Here is a 19827-nt window from a genome sequence, read left to right on the forward strand (position 1 = left end):
AATAAAGTTAATCTAATCGTTAAATAGGTTCCAAAGAGGTAATAATCAGCAATATTTCATTAGATAAGGATACATTATGCGTATTGGTGTACCAAAAGAGCGACTTTCCAATGAATCGCGCGTTGCTGCCACCCCATCAACCGTGGAGCAATTGCAGAAATTGGGGTTTGACGTCACAGTTGAGACAAAAGCAGGGCAACTTGCTAGTTTTGGTGATGTTGCTTATCAAAAAGCAGGGGCTGATATAGCAGAAATCCACCAAGTTTGGCAATCAGACATTATTTTAAAAGTAAACGCCCCTGAAGAGGATGAAATTGCCTTAATGAATGAAGGTGCTACGCTGGTTAGTTTTATTTGGCCAGCGCAAAATCCGTCATTAATGGCAAAACTAGCGGCACGTAAGATCACTGTTTTTGCTATGGACGCAGTTCCGCGAATTTCTCGTGCTCAATCTTTAGATGCCCTCAGCTCAATGGCAAATATTGCGGGTTATCGCGCTATTGTCGAATCTGCCCATGAATTTGGCCGTTTTTTCACAGGGCAAATTACAGCGGCAGGCAAAATACCACCAGCTAAGGTCATGATTATTGGAGCAGGTGTTGCAGGATTGGCTGCAATTGGTGCTGCCGGTAGCCTTGGTGCAATTGTCCGTGCTTTTGATACACGCCCAGAAGTTAAGGAGCAAGTTCAAAGCATGGGGGCTGAATTCTTAGAATTAAATGTCAAAGAAGAAACGGGCAGTGGTGATGGTTATGCAAAAGTGATGTCAGACGCTTTTATCAAAGCAGAAATGGAACTGTTTGCTGCACAAGCAAAAGAAGTTGACATTATCGTTACAACTGCATTAATTCCAGGGAAACCGGCACCACGACTTATCACGAAAGAAATGGTTGATTCCATGAAACCTGGCAGCGTAATTGTCGATCTGGCTGCCCAAAATGGGGGTAACTGTGAATATACGGAAGCCAATAATCTTGTCGTGACCACAAATGGGGTGAAAATTATCGGCTATACAGATTTGCCCAGCCGATTGCCGACGCAAGCATCACAACTTTATGGATCAAACCTGGTCAATTTACTGAAACTATTGTGCAAAGAAAAAAATGGAGAAATCACCATTGATTTTGATGATGTCGTTATACGTAGTGTCACTGTCATTAAAGAAGGTGAAATCACATGGCCAGCCCCGCCTATCCAAGTTTCGGCACAACCTACAGTTGCCAAACCGACGTCAGTAAAAAAAGAGGGGAAACCAGCAGAAAAACCTAAATCTCCGTGGCTGAAGTATGGAACGCTCGTACTAGCGATAATTCTGTATGGCTGGATAGCACACGTTGCGCCAAAAGAATTTTTATCTCATTTTACTGTTTTTGCCTTGTCTTGTGTGGTGGGTTATTACGTTGTCTGGAATGTCAGTCACTCATTACATACGCCATTAATGTCTGTTACCAACGCCATTTCAGGGATTATTGTAGTTGGAGCCGTATTGCAAATTGGAGAAGGAGGATGGGTAAGTTTCTTCTCATTCATTGCCGTGTTAATTGCCAGCATCAATATTTTTGGTGGCTTTACTGTCACTCAACGTATGCTGAAAATGTTTCGTAAAGGATAGGGGGTAACTTATGTCGAGCGGAGTAATATCAAATGGAATAGTTACAGCAGCCTATATTGTTGCCGCCATTTTGTTTATTTTCAGTCTTGCCGGACTTTCCCATCACGAAAGCTCTAGACGCGGTAACATTTTTGGTATCGTTGGTATGGCCATTGCGCTGGTTGCCACAATATTAGGACCCGATACTGGTAAAATTGGCTGGATTATTTTAGCGATGGTTATCGGTGCAGTTATTGGTATTCGTCTCGCCAAAAAAGTAGAGATGACCGAAATGCCAGAATTGGTAGCTATCCTGCACAGTTTTGTCGGATTGGCGGCGGTTCTGGTTGGGTTCAACAGTTTTATCACCCATAATAATTTTACCAGCTCCATTATGGAAAACATTCATCTGACAGAAGTTTTTCTTGGGGTATTTATTGGTGCTGTAACCTTTACTGGCTCAGTTGTCGCATTCGGTAAATTACGCGGAAAAATCTCTTCCAAGCCATTGATGTTGCCACATCGGCACAAACTTAATTTGGGCGCATTGATTGTATCTTTTATCTTAATGCTCATCTTTATTAAAACAGGAAGTATTGGCTTGCAAGTTTTCACTTTACTAGTGATGACAGTTATCGCACTCGCTTTTGGCTGGCATTTAGTCGCCTCGATTGGTGGGGCAGATATGCCTGTCGTTATTTCCATGCTGAACTCATATTCAGGCTGGGCAGCCGCCGCCGCCGGTTTCATGCTAAGTAATGACTTACTGATAGTTACAGGTGCTTTAGTAGGTTCTTCGGGGGCAATCCTTTCTTATATTATGTGTAAAGCGATGAACCGTTCCTTTATCAGTGTCATTGCTGGCGGTTTCGGTACAGATGGTAGTACTTCAGGTGATGATCAAGAGTTGGGAGAGTACCGCGAAACAACAGCAGAAGAGGTCGCTGAACTGTTGAAAAATTCCACCTCGGTCATCATTACTCCAGGCTACGGTATGGCAGTCGCTCAAGCGCAGTATCCTGTTCATGACATTACAGCCAAATTACGAGAGAGGGGCATCAATGTTCGTTTTGGCATTCATCCCGTTGCGGGACGATTACCAGGTCATATGAACGTATTACTTGCCGAGGCTAAAGTTCCTTACGACATTGTCTTAGAAATGGATGAAATTAATGACGATTTTCCTGAAACAGACACGGTTTTAGTTATAGGGGCTAATGACACCGTAAACCCTGCCGCTCAGGAAGATCCTTCAAGCCCTATTGCTGGAATGCCAATTTTAGAAGTCTGGAAAGCACAAAATGTCATCGTATTTAAACGTTCGATGAATACGGGATATGCTGGAGTACAAAATCCATTATTCTTTAAAGAGAATACACAAATGCTGTTTGGCGATGCGAAAGAAAGTGTAGAAGCCATCCTTCGAACTTTATAACTCAAACCAACCTTAAAATCTCAAGAGCTTCGCGTTATAACACGAAGCTCTTTTATGATTTGATGATGTTCACTATCTGCGATAGACTTATGTTATTCGTGAGAAAAGAAACAGCAATGGAAAGTTGACAACAAAGTCGGTATCAGCGCTTTCAATGAATTTTACTGATGATGATAAATATGTGGTTATTTGATAACTATGATTCACGAGTAAAAATGTTTTTATCCATAATAAAGTCATATAAGCCTCGTTATTTTTAACGAGGCTTATATGACTTTATTAAAATATTTTTAATCAAACCATTAATTATATTACTCTACCTTCATAGCGAGCATAATAAGCGACTTTTCCATTATGCAAACAAGCATTATCACGTGGTTTAGATTTTAAATACCATTTAATTGTTTTACCATTATATTTTTGTTCAAATGAACTAGCAAAATTGTTTCTATCATTGACAACGACTCTTTCCCACTTAGAGCCATTAGAACCATAAAGAGGTTTGGGTGTTTCATTCGGACATTTATCTGCTGCCAATGCAGTCCCAATTCCTCCAGTTAATGCAATACTTGCGGCTAATGCCCCAACAGTCAATAATTTCTTAAACATAAACATTCTCCTGTAATATTTTATAATTTTCTATTTAAATATAGTACTTATAAAGTCTTATTTGATAACGCACGTTAAATCTAAATCACCACCTAACGATATTGCAATTTCAAAATTTGGAAACTTATTATATTTTTATATTCTGGATTGGAAATATAATCCCCATTATCATCATTTGTAATCAATAATTATTTTTCTACTCTTTTCAAGATGGGAATGAATTATTGGAAATTACAATATAATTCATAATAACAACATTGATTTAATGCAATCTAATTATCCACTTATTAATTAAGTTGGAAATATTAGATAAAGATAGATATTAAAAAAAGGGGATATTATAAAAACAATGGATACTATAAATTCGATTCATCCCACAATACCGATATCACCTGTCATTAATATGCAGCGGTTAACCCGTGTTTATCAACAGGGTGGAGAGAACCCAATACCCGTTCTAAAAAATATAACGGCACAAATTTATGCTGGTCAGAGTTGCGCTATTGTCGGAACATCAGGTTCAGGTAAAAGCACCTTACTAAACATCCTTGGTTTGCTGGATAAACCCACCACCGGTGAGTATTTTCTTTGCGGCGTTGATATGTCAACAGCAGATACTGATCTCAGAGCCAGAATGCGCAATAAAGAAATTGGTTTTGTTTTTCAAAGCTTCCATTTGTTAGCCGGAATGACAGCCACAGAGAATGTCGCTTTGCCGCTTCTTTACCGCGGCATTCCTACCTCACAAGCTCATAAAATTGCCAAAGAAAAACTACATTTGGTTGGTCTCTCACATCGTGCTACTCGCTATCCGGCAGACTTATCTGGCGGACAGCGACAACGCGTTGCGCTCGCCAGAGCATTGGTCGGAGACCCCTCGTTATTATTGGCTGATGAACCTACCGGCAATCTGGATCGCCAAACCGCAGAAGAAATTTTATTACTACTTTCTTCTCTTCATACAGATAAGGCGATGACGCTGGTCGTAATAACCCATGATGCTATGGTTGCGAACCATATGCAGCGTGAATTACGCATCATTGACGGTCAGTTGCATGAAACCAGAGGGATGACAATACATGCATGATAGCAGCTATGGCATGTCGATATTAATGATCTGGAGAGAAGCTTGGCGTAACTTAATGGCAACTGGAAGAAGCACTTTGCTGGCTTTATCGGGTATTGCTATTGGTTGCTCTTCTATTGTGGCATTTGTGAATACCGGACATAACGCGACACTGGCTGCGTTGAAAATGTTCAGCGGGCTGGATATCAATGTCATTACAGCAGATCTGAATTCCTATAATCATGGGATTGGTAGTGAGTCAATTACAATGGCCGATCTGACAACCGCTATTCCGGGATTATCTTCCGCAGCCCCCTGGATTTATTATCCTTCGCCCGGTCGCTATAACGGAAAAACAGAAACCTTTACCATGATAGGCTCCTCTGCGGAACTTGAGGAAGTCATGCAATTGCGACTTCGTTATGGCCGATTTATCACAGATTATGATCAGCACTCTTCTTATGTGGTCATTGGTAATGAAGTCGCAGTTACCCTGGGTGAAGGGGACGCATCCCGTATGCTTGGCAAACAGATTCAGCTTGGCAACTATTTATATACCGTCATTGGTATTTTCGCTATAAAAGGGCAAAACCCTATCTTTCCTTTTTCGCTGGATTCGGTGGTGATTGCGCCCATCAATGCCATGCGTAAAATCTCACCCAATACCGATTTAAATGGCATCATTGCTCGCACGATAACGACCGCAACCACAGAAAGTGATGCGAAGGATTTATTGGCCTTGCTCAAGCGCAAATTTCCGGCAGTTGATATTAATGTTCGGGTAGCCCAACAATTACTAAAAGGGCAGACAGAACAAAGCAAAACCTTTTCTTTTATGTTGATCGGGCTGGCGGGTATTTCGTTGCTCACCGGCGGTATTGCAATTTCCAATGTAATGCTGATGAACGTTTCCGCCCGCAGAAAAGAGATCGGGTTACGTATGGCTTTGGGAGCAAGAACTCAAGATATCAGGCGCCTTTTTTTGTATGAAGCAGCAGCCTTGACTTTAGCCGGCGCCATTCTTGGGACACTGGCAGGTATTATCGTCGCCTTTCTTTTTGTCCTTTATTCTGGCTGGTCATTTTCTTTAGCCCCTTTATCTATTCCTTTAGGGATAGGTAGTTCAATCATGGCGGGACTTATCTCTGGTTTTTATCCCGCACATAAAGCCTCTCAAATGGAACCCGTACAGGCATTACGTGATGATTAAAAAATATTTTCTTTATGGCGCTCTGACCTTGTTTTTCATTTTTCCTCAAACAGTGCTCTCTGCATCTGAACAGGAACGAGAACCTGATTACAGTCTGCACCGGAAAGCCTCAGAACAGGCTATAGGCTTATCGTTGAGTGATGCAATATCACTGGGTTTAAGAAATAACTACGCAATACGTAGTGTTTATCTGGATCGTATCGCCCAAAAATTTGATTTACGGGTAGCAGAAGATCGATTTACACCAAAGCTACAGCTAAGTGGGCGTTACATTGCGGGTAAAAATCAGGATGCAAATTTCAAGAAAACTAACCTTTCACCGAATGCTACACTATTCACCCCGTTGGGAACTCGTTTTACTCTTTCCTGGACGCGTGAAAGCACGAGATCTGGGATTAATAGCCTTCACAATGATGGCGCAAGTATTACTGTAGTACAGCCTCTCTTACGAGGAGTAGGAACCGATGTTAATAATGCTCCGATCTTATTGGCTAAACTCCAGGAACAAACCAATAGGTTGAATTTAAAAGCGACTATTTCCGATTCCATCACGCAAATTATTTTTGCATACCATGCATTACTTCGTGCTCAGGAACAACAATCATTATCTATCGCTTCCCTTAAGCGGATGCGAAAATTAGTCGAGATTAACAAAGAGTTGATTGATGCAGGCAGAATGGCCCAGACAGATATCATACAAACACAGGCTGATTTGGCGATGCAGGAACTTTCGGCCAAAGAGGCGGAAAACAATGTGCATTCCACCAGGCTGGCATTACTCAAGTTACTTGCCCTAAACCATAAAACTCCCATCTATGCTACAGATACGCTAAAAGGAACGCATGTTAATCTGAATATTGAACAATCAATTGCCAAGGCACAGGCCCAGCAGCCTGACTACCTTATTCAATTACTTTCTGCAAAAACAGCCGATATTCAATTATTGCAGGCACGAAATGACCGGCTCTGGGATTTATCATTGGTTGGTGGCACATCGCAGAATCGTTCATCCTCTTCTGAAACCCGAAACTGGGAAAATTTTGTGGGTATACGATTGGATATTCCAATCGGAGATATGACTCAGAAACAAGCAGAAGTTCAGGCGAAAGTCAATGTCCAGAAGCAAGCCTTACGCTTGGAAGAGGCAAAAACGAATCTGGAGCAAAAGATAATCAATGCAATCCGCGACACAGAATCACGCTGGCAGGAATATCAATTAGCGATAAAAGCCAGTTCACTTTCTCAAAAGAAACTCGAAATTGAACAGGAAAAATTACAGGCTGGCCTATCCAGCAACTTTCAGGTTCTGAGTTTTGAAACTGACCTAAGAAATGCTGAAAATGCACGCCTGAACACACTTATTCAGTATCTCAATGCTCAAGCTGAACTCGATCAAATTCTTGGTACTACACTGGAAAGCTGGGAGATAACACTCAATGATTAAACGTTATCGATGGACCATTGCTGGCATATTTATTGTGGCGGCTTGTTTTTTAGTCTTTTTATCCTTAAAGCAATCACCAGCTCAGGAGTCAGTACAATGGATTGAAGTAAAACAAACCGTTATAGAAAAACAACTTGGTTTGGTCGGCAATCTACAATCTGCACGTCTTGAAACTATACCTACTCCATTTGATGCGATTATCAAACAAGTTTCGGCCAAAGAAGGGCAGTGGGTGAAAGCTGGCCAAACATTAGTGACGCTTGATACCCGAAAGATTGATATTGATCTTCGGCAAGCGCAAGTTGAGATGATAAAAGCCTCATCAGTCGTTGACCAATTGCATGACTGGGAAAACAGCCAGGAAGTTATCCGCGCCAGAAGAAACGTTGAAAATGCCAACCATATGGTTATGGAACTGAAAAACAATCTTGCCAAAACTCAGGCTCTGTTTTCACGGGGCATCGTGCCAAAAATGGAAGTGGAAAACCTCCAGCAGCAACTTCGCCGACAATTAACGGAACTTGCTTCAGTACAGGACGATCTTGCATCCATCCGACAAAAAGGAAGCGTGAATAATGTGCGTGTTGCAGAGATGGAACTTCAGAATGCAACAAGCCGCTATCAGACATTACAAGAACAATATTTACATAAAGAAATCAAAGCGCCATTTTCGGGTGTCGTACTTAGGGCAACACAGGGAGAAAGTAAGAAGCTGTTAACGATTCAAACAGGCGTTAGAGTGACCGAAGGTATGCCATTACTGGAAATTATGGACACAACCCAATATCAGGTATTGGCGCAGGTAGAAGAAACCGATCTCGCTAAACTTAAAGAAGGGCAGGCAGTAAAAATTACTGGAGAGGGATTTTCTCAACATCCTCTGGATGGAGAAATTGAGACTATTGCGATGCAAAGTGTGAGTACGGATAAACCAGGATCAGCAATTTATTATGATATTGTGATCAAAGTGATTTCATCTATGAATCAAAGTCATCCTATCAGATCTGGAATGAGTGCCAAAGTCAATATTGTTATTTATCGCAATGAACAGGGAATTGTTGTACCCGAAGCAGCGCTAACTCGCGCTAATAATGGACAATTAACCGTAAACTGGCGCCCGGATTTAAAACAGCAGGCTGTAACTCGTCAGGTCACTGTTGGCGAAGCTATGCCGGAAGGAATAGAGGTTCATGGCCTGGAAGAGGGATTTATTGCACTGCCACGTTAAAAATAATCACTCAACTTTCTATTTGGTAAGGCATATAAATATATCACTGAGCTATTTCAGTACGGTCATCTTTACTAAGAAGTCGGCCATTTTCCAGTTTGATACAATGGTCAGCCAAGTGGAAAAAACGATCGTCATGTGTAATAGCCAACACGGCCTTACCTCGCGCGGCTAATTCGGGCAGTAATTCCTGATAAAATACCGCCTTAAACAGCGGATCTTGATCAGCCGCCCATTCATCAAACAGATAAAATGGCCGGTCTTCCAAATAGGCAACCACCAAGGCAAGACGTTTCCGTTGTCCTAACGATAAATCACGGGTCGAAAAACAACCGTTCTCAATTTTTACCTTGTGATCTAAATGTAGTTTAGCGAGTAACGCATTAGCACGTGCATCCAATGTTGAATCCGAGTCACCCAGACCGACCAAAGTTTCGAAAAGGTGGAAATCAGAAAAAATCGCTGAAAATAATTGTCGGTAGTTTGCCCTATTGTTGTCAGTAATTACCTGTCCATCAGCAGTAATGACACCACTTTCCGGTGTATAGAGGCCGACTAATAACTTGGCTAGAGTCGTCTTACCACTACCATTCCCACCGATCAGAAAAGTAATTTCTCCCCTTTTAAGTTCCATATCAATGGGGCCAAGTTGGAATACTTCATCCTCTTTCTCTCGATAATAACTATGGGTGATACCAGACAGGCGTAGTGAATGAACTTTCCCAAATTCATTAGCAGAGATTTGTTGACCAAAGTGATCTTGTGCATTCAATTCAGAAAGTACATTTCCAATTCGGTCTAGCGACACACGAGCAGCATTCAGTGCTGGAATACTGTTTAGCAACCCATCCAAGGGCATCAACATAAACAGAAAGATAATTAGATAACCCGATAACCTTGCTGTTTCAAGAGAGGGCATTACTATCGGAGCGAATATTACCACGCCCAAGAACACATAAAATAAGAAGAGGATCCAACCAGTGCCAAAGGCATAAACACTAAAAGCACGAGTACGATGCTGGCGTACCGCATCAATTTCACTATTAAGCGAGTGGGTAAAAAAAGACTGAGCACGTGAGAAATGTAACTTCAACTCTTTTGCACCAGAAAATAACGCATTGAAGTGACTAAAGAGACGATCTTGCGCCTTGCCCGCGGCTTTGAACGAAGAGATAGCTTTAGCTCCACCAAGGCTATAACCCACTGAACCAATGATGACTACAATCAATGCTAAGGAAAATATAGGCCAGGATAACCAAGCCAGATAACCGAGGCAGCCTAGTACAATAGATCCCTGCATTATGATATTAGGTAAAGTGAAGAATAATATTGATACATTAGTTGTATCATCAGTAATAATAGATTGACCTTGAGACGAGCCAAATAGCTCAATCTGGCGAAAGGGGGCACTAACAACGCGCTCTGAAATAAGTTGGCGCATTTTCGCTATTGTGTTCTGGCTTAATTTAGCGAAAATCACGCCACTCAATATGCGACAAGTAATAGCCAACACAACCAGGATACCGAAATACCAAGCGAGTGAAGAGTAACTTTCTTTGGGGATCGTCACAGCTCTATTAATTAATGTAATCAAAGAAACACTAGAAATACCATTGGCGATACTGGCAAAGATAGCAATGATAAATGCCCAGCGCGAACGAAACAAAAGTAAGAATAAAATCTGATAGGCTGGTTGCTTTATTGTCGAAATATTCATTTATGGATCCATAAATTTTGTAGGTTACTAGCCAAAGTATTTATCCTTTCTGGCGAAGGCGCTTGTCCCGTAAGCCTGGCTAAGGTGATGAAATTGTACCACTCTGTTTCATAAAGTATCCTCAATGCACCCTAAATACATTATAATTATTAATACAATCCGATTTTCTCCAAAGCTTGTCAGGTAAAATAAGTGACGATGTCACAAAGTAAATCAGTTAAACCCATTTTCAGAGTAATTACTCACCATTGGAAACAAATACAGGCACACCAATTACAAGAACAATACTTACATAAAGAAATCAAAGCGCCATTTTCGGGTAAGGGATAGAGGTTCATGGCCTGGAAGAGGGATTTATCGCACTGACACGTTAAAAATAATCACTCAGCTTTTGGGGTCATTCGGTTACGGATATCACGTCTAAACACTTCAATTGTCCACATCCAAATAATATGGCCAATGATCTCAGAGAAAATCTCATCGAAAGGCAATTGCCAGAAAGGTGGTGACCATCCATTCATGGGCAACACCATGCCGTGGAAAACAACGGTAATAAGCAGGGCAAAGGCGACACTGTGCCATAATTTTACGGTCGGAAAAATAGAATAAACCATGGCAAAAATGATGGAGAAGAGATGGTGAACGCTTGCCACTCCCCAATTAACAATATGTCCAGAGTAATGATAAACCATATCGTTTACTTTAAATCCCCAATCTTGCAGCATTTCAACTGGGGGGATAGCTCTGTCGGGGGTTCTGGGGGGCATAAGATTTTCTGTTCCCCATTTCACAAAGATTTCACAAAGCTGGCAATATTTCCACCGAGAAAACCCGCCCATAATGCAATACCGTAATGCCGGGTACTTTTTTTAGTTGCTGCCAAAAGAGAGTTCATAGTACTTCCTTATAAAATATTTTTATTCAGCATTCTCTTTCTTCTCTCCCTTGTTATACCAGTAATAACGTCAAAAATTACAGATTTTATTACCCCAATGTTGAAGTTTGAATAAATACAATACTCCCATCTTATATCTATTTCATAGGATTACTATCATTAGGATCCGTGTTGAGGAGGTTGGGATGAAAATCACCTTTGAGCAATTAAAAGCGCAACTTACTCAGATATTGCTTGCTCATGGTGTTCAAGCTGAAACCGCAGATGCATGTGCGGAGATGTTCGCCACCACCACCGAGTACGGTGTGTATTCACACGGCATAAACCGCTTTCCCCGCTTTGTCCAGCAGCTTGATGCCGGCGATATCATTCCCGAGGCCAAGCCTGTATGTGTGGCATCGTTGGGGGCCATTGAACAGTGGGATGCACAACGTGCGATTGGCAACCTCACTGCTAAGGCAATGATGGATAGAGCCACAGAATTAGCAGCGGAACATGGCATAGGTTTGGTGGCATTACGTAATGCCAATCACTGGATGCGGGGAGGAAGCTACGGCTGGCAAGCCGCAGAAATTACGAACGCCAAACGGGTGAGGTGATTATTAAAACATTTATCGAACAAAATCTCGATCCAATGAAAATTCCTGCCATTTTGGTTCATTCCCACGGGCCTTTTACATGGGGGAAAAATGCGGCGGATGCGGTACATAATGCCGTTGTTCTTGAAGAATGCGCTTATATGAGTTTATTTTCCTGGCAATTAAACCCATTACATTTATGCAGCAAGAATTACTGGACAAACACTATTTACGTAAGCATGGAGTCAATGCTTATTATGGACAAAAAGATAGCCTGTAATTTTTTGCGAATAAAATATGGGTTTTAATTATGAAAGAGAAAATTTCTGTTCTAGAAAAAATAGGATACGGATTTGGCGATGCAGGTTGTAATATTGTTGGTGGGGCTGTATTTCTATTTTTAAACTTTTATTATACAGATATTTATGGCCTTAATGCTGGTACAGTTGCCGCTATTTGGCTAGGTGTCAGGCTCATTGAAGCGATATCAGATCCCATCATTGGCTATCTTGCAGACAGGACGCAGACAAGGTGGGGTAAATTCAGGCCCTATATTCTCTTTTTTGCCTTCCCATATGCCTTATTTACGGTATTAATGTTTACTACCCCAAACTTGGGCTACACTGGCAAAGCTATCTATGCATTCATCACTTATTTAATGATGTCAATAAGTTATTCATTTATTAATATTCCCTATTGTTCATTGGGGAGTGTGATGAGTTATGACAACCACGAACGTGTTGCTTGCCAAAGTTTCAGATTCATTGGGGTTGGTGTTGCCACTCTTATTTTGACATCATCGTTACTGCCGTTGGTCAGCCTATTTGGTCAGGGTGATAAAGCAAAAGGCTATCATGGTGCGATTATTCTGCTGGCTTCGGTTGGCCTGGTTATGTTTGTGCTCTGTTTTTCCTTAGTCAGAGAGCGGGTGAGTCCGATGATCCCGACGCGGGATTCAATCTTAAAAAACTATCGTGATATTTTGCGCAATGATCAATGGCCTCGTTTATTGCTTATCACTTTCATTAACGCATTGCCCGGTTTTATCAGAATGGCTGCTGCCATGTATTTCCTGAAATGGGTGATGCACGCCACTGAGCTATTTTCCACCCTATTTTTGAGTTTAGGCGTCATTGGTATGACGATTGGCAGCGCTTTAGCCAAGCCGTTAAGTGATCGTTTTTGTAAACTCAGGATATTTTATTGGGTGAGTTTGGTTATGGCGCTGCTTTCCTTATTACTCTATTTCGTCCCCCCAGATATGTTTTATTTAACATTGGTCATCTATTTTATACTCAATATTATTCACCAAATTGCTCAACCGATTAATTGGTCAATTATGGCTGATGTTGATGATTACGGTGAATATAAATTAGGCAAGCGTTTAACTGGAATTAATTTTTCATGTAATTTTTTAGCGCTTAAATTAGGCTTGGCTTTTTCAGGTTCATTAGTCAGCGGATTACTGACATTGGTTAATTATGATGCGAATCAAATGGCACAGAGTGAGCATGTTCAGTTATCAATCATCATGCTTTTTACCATTATTCCTGCAATAGGTTATTTTCTGACTGCTCTCTCTGTGAAGTTACTAAAAGTGGATCATTTTGTGATGCAAGAAGTTGCAAATGGATTAAAGAAGAGAAGAGCCAGAACCGACATTCCTAAAATAGAAGGGTAACGATAATGGAAACATATTTAGAAAAACTCTGCTCTCCTGCTATCTGGGCAGAAGGTCCGGTTTGGCTCCCAACTGAAAATGCTATTATTTTTAGTGATGTGAAAGGAAATAAGATGTTTCGCTGGTCAGAAAATGATGGGGTCAGTGTCTGGAGGCAACACTCTAACTACGCCAATGGCAATGTGTTGGATAAAGAAGAAAGGGTGATCAGTTGTGAACATGGTAGGCGATGTATTTCTCGCACAGAGAAAGACGGTAGCGTCATAATGCTGGTGGATAAAATAGATGGTAAAAGATTCAATTCACCCAATGATGTCGTTGTGCGTTCTGACGGAACGATTTGGTTTACTGATCCTCCTTACGGAATTATCAGTGATGATGAAGGGTATAAATCAGAAAGCCAGATTATTGGGTGCTATGTATATTGTTATGATCCAGATGATGGTCGTATCTCGATTGTAACCAGTGATGTTCAACGTCCAAATGGACTGGCATTTTCTCCAGATGAGAAATGGCTATATATTGCTGATATGTCTATTATCGATTTTCCTAGGAATGGCAGACATGAACTTCGTATCTATCCAGTACAAGGCAAAACATTAGGCGCGGGCAAACATTTTGCTACTGTATCACCCGGATTTCCTGACGGTTTTTGTGTTGATAAGTTAGGGAATATCTATTGCAGTTGTTTAGACGGTGTTATCATCTTTAATCAATTTGGTGCACAGATAGGTAAGATTAAAGTCCCAGAACAAGTCTCGAATTGTACATTGGGCGGTGTTGACGGTGACCAATTATATATTACAGCCACAACATCGTTGTACCGGATACCTATTGCATTTCTCTCTCCAAGTGACCACAGATCAGCCAGGTGGAAAACGATCATTGTGTGTAATACAAGGTACCGAAATACCAAAGAGAGCGAAGAGTAATTCAACAAAATACTCTCCAGAGTAATTTTTAACCTCTTGTAATAAATTTTCATTAAATTCAATTTGTTATCATGGATTATATTTAGACTTTTTTCTTCAAAACACTTCTACTTATTAAAAGAGCCATTTGAAAAAGTAAGATTTATTGCATAAGATGAGCAAAGGGAAAACTGTGATTTTTACAGAGCGCAACCATCAAACCCTCACCAAATTGAACAAAAATAAACCATAAGGAAAATGGAAATGTCTATTCCGTTCAACCACGAAAATAGCAATGATGAAAAATCATTGATTGTACCGATCGATTCCCAACAAGAAACAGGGATGCTGATGTCACTATCAGCATCGGAAAAACAGTTCCATAACAACCCCGCCATTGCTTATCTTGTCAGTCTGGGATCAAAACGCAGCCGCCAAACTATGAAATCATTTCTAGATATCGTGGCAAAAATGTTGGGATATCAAAATGTGCAGGACTGTACTTGGCATGCACTTCGTCGCCACCATGTTCAAGCCATTATGGAAATGCTTTCAGCTTCAGGTAAAGCTCCCGCAACAATTAATACTTATCTTTCGGCCTTGAAAGGAGTTGCATTAGAAGCATGGACAATGAAACAACTCGATACCGACAATTTTCAGCATATAAAACAGGTGCGATCTGTCAGGGGAAATCGGCTGCCAAAAGGCAGGGCACTTGAGCGTTCTGAAATCAGAACATTATTTTTTACCTGCGAAAATGATATCAGCACAAAAGGGTTACGCGATGCTGCCATTATCGGTGTGCTTTTGGGGTGCGGGCTTCGTCGCTCAGAAATTGTTTCACTCGATATGAAGCACATTATTCATCGCGAACAAGCATTAAGAGTCATGGGAAAAGGGAATAAAGAGCGGTTGTCCTATATGCCAGAAGGAACCTGGGAACGTTTAAATCGTTGGATAGAGGAAGTACGTGGAGATCACCCAGGCCCACTTTTTACCCGAATTCGTCGTCATGATGATGTCACTGATGATCGTTTATCAGATCAAGCTATCTATCACATTCTTGAAATACGCAGAATAGAAAGCGGATTGGAAAAATTTGCCCCGCACGATATGCGCAGAACTTTTGCGTCAGCCATGTTGGACAATGGTGAAGATATCGTGACTGTCAAAGATGCAATGGGGCATTCAAGCATCACGACAACCCAAAAGTATGATCGCCGTGGAGATGAACGTCTAAGAAATGCGGCCAAAAATCTGGATTTTTGATAAAAAGATGACCGAGATTCTGTTCTATTTTTCTTCGGTCAAATATTATTCGACAAATTACTTCATTCAGTGTTAATTATTAACCTTTTATAAATAACTATAATAGGTATATTTGTATGGCCAAAAAAACGACACTTTGGAGTGCCTACGGTTCAACTTCCTTTTTTGTTTTATTATGGAGTAGTGGCGCAATTTTTTCTCGTTGGGGATTGGATCATAGTTCTCCTTTTGCCATTTTGATAGTGCGTTTTACGATTGCGTTTCTATTTTTGCTACTACTCTGCATGTTCAAAAAACGTTTTCTTCCTGCTTCTGGAAGCAGAAATAAAATTGCCGCAGTGGGATTGTTGATCATTGGAGGATATTCCATTTTTTATTTTCTGGCATTAGAAAATGGCATAACCCCTGGTATCCTGGCTACAGTAATGGGAATTCAGCCAATTATTACACTGTGGGTGATAGAAAGAAACTTCACTGCGTACCGTTTAGTAGGATTGTCCCTGTCTTTCATTGGATTAGTACTTGTTGTTTTTCAAGGATTAGTTTTGACAAGATTTTCCTTTTCCGGGACTTTTTTCGCTTTAGCTGCACTGGCCTGTATGAGTATTGGCGCCATTTTTCAGAAACAAATCCAGCAAGATCCCTCCGAAGTATTACCATTACAATATGGCGTAAGTTTATTGCTTTGCCTGTTATTTATACCTTTCACTCCCTTTCATATTGAACCTGTCATCGGTTTTATTGTACCTGCATTATGGCTTGGTTTAGTGATTTCTGTAGTCGCTCAATTATTATTTTATCGACTTATCAGAGCTGGTAATCTGGTTAATGTCACTAGCTTGTTTTACCTTGTTCCAGGAGTAACAGCAATAATGGATTACTTATTTCTAGGTAATACATTATCTACTTTAAGCATCCTTGGAATGTTCGCAATAATAATCGGTTTGGCTCTGGTTTTTCGTAAGAAAAAAACAAAGTAAATTGATCATCTTAAATAAATTCAACTGGCTAAAATCATTGTGAATTTATATGAATCATTATGTACAATTTATGACTGCCCGAAATAAAATCCGGGCAATCTATCAACGACTAAACACATTACTCAACATCTATCTTGATTGGGCAAACAAAACCATCAGGCTTTATAGCTAATAAATCACATTTTAGTCGATCAATGACATGTTCGGCAGTATTACCAAGAAACGCGGCTGATAACCCAGTTCGACCAAGGATACCTAAAACAACCACACCAGCGTTGAGTTCATCACATATTTCAGGGATGACTTTTTCCGGTATACCTTCGTGAACGTGAGTTTGCTGCTCATCAATATAGAATTTCTGCCTCAGCTCTTTCATTGCGATTAAATGTTGGCCACGCAACGCCTGGTTATACACATTAGGGTCAAAGTCAGGCAATTCAGTTGCAATATTTAAAGGGGCTACTGGATAAGCACTAACAAGATGGATCAGAGGGTCTTTTACAACTCGATTGGCGAGTTCTTGTGTCTCACGCACCAATTTCAGATTCAGTTCATTATGGTAAGGTTCTTCATTAGATAAATTGACAGCAACAACAGCGGAACCATTTTCTGGCCATACTTGATCTTTAACCATCCAGACTGGACAAGGGCACTTACGTAGCAGATGCCAATCAAGTGGTGTAAAAATCATTGATTCCAATCGGGAATGTTGATGTGCCATTTTCAATAATAAGTCGTGATTTTCACTAATAATTTCTTGAATAATGGCTTCATAAGGGCGATTATGCCAAACCACTTTTATCTCAATATCAATGCCTGATTCAAGATAGTAATGGGCTTGTTGTTTTATCCAAGCGACTCGTTGGCCTATGACCCCTTTCCGCATAGCATTCCTTTCCTCTGGGGAAAGCAAGGTGGTCATGTCATATGAAAGATCATAAATAGGTAAAAACGCTTTAATCTTCCCACCATTACGCTGCACGATATAGACTGCGCGCCTTAATGCGGGCTGATCATCCTGATTAGGGTCAATTGCAACCAAGAGGTTTTGATAGTTTGCCATATAAGGTTCCTCGCAGAGTCTGAATACCTCTTTCATAAGAAGATAAACCAATATGGACAACTATAACAGGGTAAGAATAAGCCAAATCAGCAAAATATCGTGATTGGCCTAAAATTTAACTAACGTTTATTAAGAAACATTAGCTGGAGACTTACCAGCCAACACGGTCAATTTATTCATATCTTCTATCGCGATATACTTACCTTTGACGGCTAAAATTCCATTTTTTTGGAAACGGCCAAGTAAGCGACTAATTGTCTCAACAGTCAGGCCTAAGTAGTTACCAATATCACCGCGTGTCATAGTGAGGCGGAATTCACGCGGTGAGAAACCGCGTTGTGAAAAGCGACGTGACAGGTTGTAAATAAAAGCAGCCAATCTTTCTTCTGCGTTCTTTTTGGAGAGTAACAGGATCATTTCTTGGTCGCCTTTAATTTCTCCACTCATCAAACGCATCATTTGTTGGCGAAGATTGGGCATTTTCCCAGAAAGATCATCTAGAGTTTCAAAGGGAATTTCACATACCATTGAAGTTTCCAACGCTTGGGCGAAGCTTGGGTGTTCAATATTAATGATCGCATCAAATCCAACCAAATCACCAGCAAGGTGGAAACCTGTAATTTGTTCATCACCCTCTTCAGTAATAGTATAGCTTTTAATAGTTCCAGAGCGGATGGCATAGAGTGATTTTAGTGCATCACCGGCCTTAAATAACGTTTGCCCTTTTTGGATAGGTTTCTTACGTTCAATGATGTTATCAAGCTGGTCAAGTTCATGTTCATTTAAAGTAAAAGGAATGCAAAGCTGGCTAATGCTACAATCCTGACAGTGGATTGCACAACCACCAGATTGAATCCGACGAATAATACGTTTTTCCGGGATCATAAGGAGTGCTCATTAGAAGTGATTAATATACGTAAACTTAACATATTTAGGTTGCTCTGATAAGAGCAAGATACTGCCATTAATCGTGGTATTTATCATCACCAGATGAAAAAATGAAATTTTTTTGTTCAATATCGAGCCTGCATGAAATTTACACCACTCAATATAATATCTCAATAAAACTGAAATTGAGTTAACAATATATGGATATAATATGCGTCGATGACGTTATCTGGTTACAAAGAAATGGAATAGAGGATTGTGAGATGAATGAATGGTCGTTAATTGCATTTACAATGATAGTACAAAGCTCAGTAGGGTTCGTATTGATGAGCAGTCTTTATATTTACTGGATTCAGCATGGGTTAAACATGCTGCAACATTCAGCGACCATTTTTGCTCAAAAAATATTCCTAAGAACGTTATTAATCAGCAGCACGTTGGCAGGAATAGGGTTATCTGCTTCTTTGAAGATAGAAGAATACCCATTTAGTATTTATCACACATTGCAAAATGTAATACAGAAATGGGCAAACACAGAAACAATTTTTGCAATCATTTATTTTAGTCTACTGGTTTTATATACGATTTTTTTTATGATCACAAAACGTACCTATATCTACATTGTTTTGGCAATTGGAATTATTGGTTTAATTGATCTTTACTATATGACAATTATTTATGTCAATAATGCCATGCTGACTTGGACAAACATTAATACCTATTTTCTATTTTATAGCGCAGTATTTACGTTAGGACCGGCATTAGCGCTGTCAGTTATTTACTACCCGGTAGGAAAATATTTTCGAGGAAGATTAGCGCTCAAATTAGTGATATCAGCTTTACTGGTTGTTTTCATTAGCGTCACAATGCGACTGATCGAACAACCTGCCTATATGGAATGGTTAACGGAAAGTACAATTGTTAATAATAATATCATTTTTCCACATCAAGCTGAATTTAATATCAAAAGTGCCTTTGGATTAAGAATGATTTCATGGTGCCTGTATATTATCGCAATGGCAATCTGGACTTATTCCCTATGGAAGGAAAAATATAACTCATTGATTAATAATAACTATTATATTATCTCTGGGACGGCACTTATGTTTGTTGCAGAAACAATCAATCAATATACATTTTTTATTATGTGAAAAATATGATAAACAATTAATACTATCTCAACTGGTTATCATACTCTTTTCACTCTTCTTTCGACATAACAGAAACTATGGCAATGTCATAGTTTCTGTTATGCATAAAAG

General features: G+C 40.2%; 16 protein-coding genes and 2 pseudogenes. 13 read left to right on the plus strand and 5 right to left on the minus strand.

Features of this window, described 5'->3' with window-relative positions:
• Positions 1-76 precede the first annotated feature (76 nt).
• Both pntA and pntB read left to right on the plus strand, forming a co-directional pair.
• Positions 77-1612 (plus strand): Re/Si-specific NAD(P)(+) transhydrogenase subunit alpha, encoded by a 1536-nt coding sequence (gene pntA / locus AAC853_RS09395; protein ID WP_340614391.1) that lies wholly within the window; start codon positions 77-79, stop codon positions 1610-1612.
• Positions 1613-1637: 25 nt separating this feature from the next.
• Positions 1638-3026 (plus strand): Re/Si-specific NAD(P)(+) transhydrogenase subunit beta, encoded by a 1389-nt coding sequence (gene pntB / locus AAC853_RS09400; protein ID WP_340614443.1) that lies wholly within the window; start codon positions 1638-1640, stop codon positions 3024-3026.
• A 306-nt stretch (positions 3027-3332) separates the two neighbouring features.
• Here the strand turns inward: pntB and AAC853_RS09405 are convergent, their stop codons facing one another.
• The gene (locus tag AAC853_RS09405; RefSeq protein ID WP_340614392.1) at positions 3333-3635 is read right to left on the minus strand and encodes a hypothetical protein; all 303 of its coding nucleotides are present in this window, start codon (positions 3633-3635) and stop codon (positions 3333-3335) included.
• A gap of 349 nt (positions 3636-3984) precedes the next feature.
• On the opposite strand from AAC853_RS09405, the gene AAC853_RS09410 reads away from it, so the two are divergent.
• Genes AAC853_RS09410 through AAC853_RS09425 form a run of 4 tightly spaced genes read left to right on the plus strand, consistent with a single transcriptional unit; the run spans position 3985 to position 8583 of the window.
• Positions 3985-4722: an ABC transporter ATP-binding protein gene (locus AAC853_RS09410; RefSeq protein ID WP_340614393.1), complete on the plus strand. Its 738-nt coding sequence runs from the start codon at positions 3985-3987 to the stop codon at positions 4720-4722.
• Positions 4715-5911, plus strand: coding sequence for an ABC transporter permease (locus AAC853_RS09415; RefSeq protein ID WP_340614394.1), 1197 nt, complete (start codon positions 4715-4717; stop codon positions 5909-5911). Before AAC853_RS09410 ends, AAC853_RS09415 begins: the two co-directional genes overlap by 8 nt.
• The gene (locus tag AAC853_RS09420; RefSeq protein ID WP_340614395.1) at positions 5904-7355 is read left to right on the plus strand and encodes a TolC family protein; all 1452 of its coding nucleotides are present in this window, start codon (positions 5904-5906) and stop codon (positions 7353-7355) included. Before AAC853_RS09415 ends, AAC853_RS09420 begins: the two co-directional genes overlap by 8 nt.
• Positions 7348-8583 (plus strand): HlyD family secretion protein, encoded by a 1236-nt coding sequence (locus tag AAC853_RS09425; protein ID WP_340614396.1) that lies wholly within the window; start codon positions 7348-7350, stop codon positions 8581-8583. The genes AAC853_RS09420 and AAC853_RS09425 overlap by 8 nt, the downstream gene beginning before the upstream one ends.
• Before the next feature lie 43 nt (positions 8584-8626).
• Here AAC853_RS09425 and AAC853_RS09430 read toward each other — a convergent pair whose 3' ends face one another.
• Positions 8627-10300, minus strand: coding sequence for a cyclic peptide export ABC transporter (locus AAC853_RS09430; protein ID WP_340614397.1), 1674 nt, complete (start codon positions 10298-10300; stop codon positions 8627-8629).
• A 380-nt stretch (positions 10301-10680) separates the two neighbouring features.
• Positions 10681-11067 (minus strand): DUF1440 domain-containing protein, encoded by a 387-nt coding sequence (locus AAC853_RS09435; protein ID WP_422824202.1) that lies wholly within the window; start codon positions 11065-11067, stop codon positions 10681-10683.
• Between the two features lie 313 nt (positions 11068-11380).
• Between AAC853_RS09435 and AAC853_RS09440 the strand changes: the two are divergent.
• The 6 genes and pseudogenes from AAC853_RS09440 to AAC853_RS09465 all read left to right on the plus strand — a co-directional run.
• A pseudogene (locus AAC853_RS09440) lies at positions 11381-11767 on the plus strand (Ldh family oxidoreductase); the annotation flags it as partial.
• A gap of 2 nt (positions 11768-11769) precedes the next feature.
• Positions 11770-12053: pseudogene (locus tag AAC853_RS09445) on the plus strand (class II aldolase/adducin family protein); the annotation flags it as partial.
• Between the two features lie 30 nt (positions 12054-12083).
• Entirely contained in the window at positions 12084-13454 is a 1371-nt protein-coding gene (locus AAC853_RS09450; protein WP_340614398.1) for a glycoside-pentoside-hexuronide (GPH):cation symporter, read from the plus strand.
• Between the two features lie 5 nt (positions 13455-13459).
• Positions 13460-14386 carry an SMP-30/gluconolactonase/LRE family protein gene (locus tag AAC853_RS09455; protein WP_340614399.1) on the plus strand — a complete coding sequence of 309 codons (927 nt, stop codon included), beginning with the start codon at positions 13460-13462 and terminating at the stop codon, positions 14384-14386.
• Between the two features lie 330 nt (positions 14387-14716).
• Complete coding sequence (locus tag AAC853_RS09460; protein WP_340614444.1) at positions 14717-15634, plus strand: tyrosine-type recombinase/integrase; 918 nt, start codon at positions 14717-14719, stop codon at positions 15632-15634.
• A gap of 116 nt (positions 15635-15750) precedes the next feature.
• Positions 15751-16614 (plus strand): DMT family transporter, encoded by an 864-nt coding sequence (locus AAC853_RS09465; RefSeq protein WP_340614400.1) that lies wholly within the window; start codon positions 15751-15753, stop codon positions 16612-16614.
• 118 nt (positions 16615-16732) lie between these two features.
• Here AAC853_RS09465 and uspE read toward each other — a convergent pair whose 3' ends face one another.
• The gene (gene uspE, locus AAC853_RS09470; RefSeq protein WP_338882283.1) at positions 16733-17677 is read right to left on the minus strand and encodes a universal stress protein UspE; all 945 of its coding nucleotides are present in this window, start codon (positions 17675-17677) and stop codon (positions 16733-16735) included.
• Between the two features lie 129 nt (positions 17678-17806).
• Positions 17807-18562: an FNR family transcription factor gene (locus AAC853_RS09475; protein WP_340614401.1), complete on the minus strand. Its 756-nt coding sequence runs from the start codon at positions 18560-18562 to the stop codon at positions 17807-17809.
• 266 nt (positions 18563-18828) lie between these two features.
• Here AAC853_RS09475 and AAC853_RS09480 point away from each other — a divergent pair, with 266 nt between their 5' ends.
• Positions 18829-19716 carry a dimethyl sulfoxide reductase anchor subunit family protein gene (locus AAC853_RS09480; protein ID WP_340614402.1) on the plus strand — a complete coding sequence of 296 codons (888 nt, stop codon included), beginning with the start codon at positions 18829-18831 and terminating at the stop codon, positions 19714-19716.
• The last annotated feature ends 111 nt before the right edge of the window (positions 19717-19827 follow it).

Origin of the sequence: Xenorhabdus thailandensis (genome assembly GCF_037996785.1) — a bacterium.
Lineage (GTDB): Bacteria > Pseudomonadota > Gammaproteobacteria > Enterobacterales > Enterobacteriaceae > Xenorhabdus > Xenorhabdus griffiniae.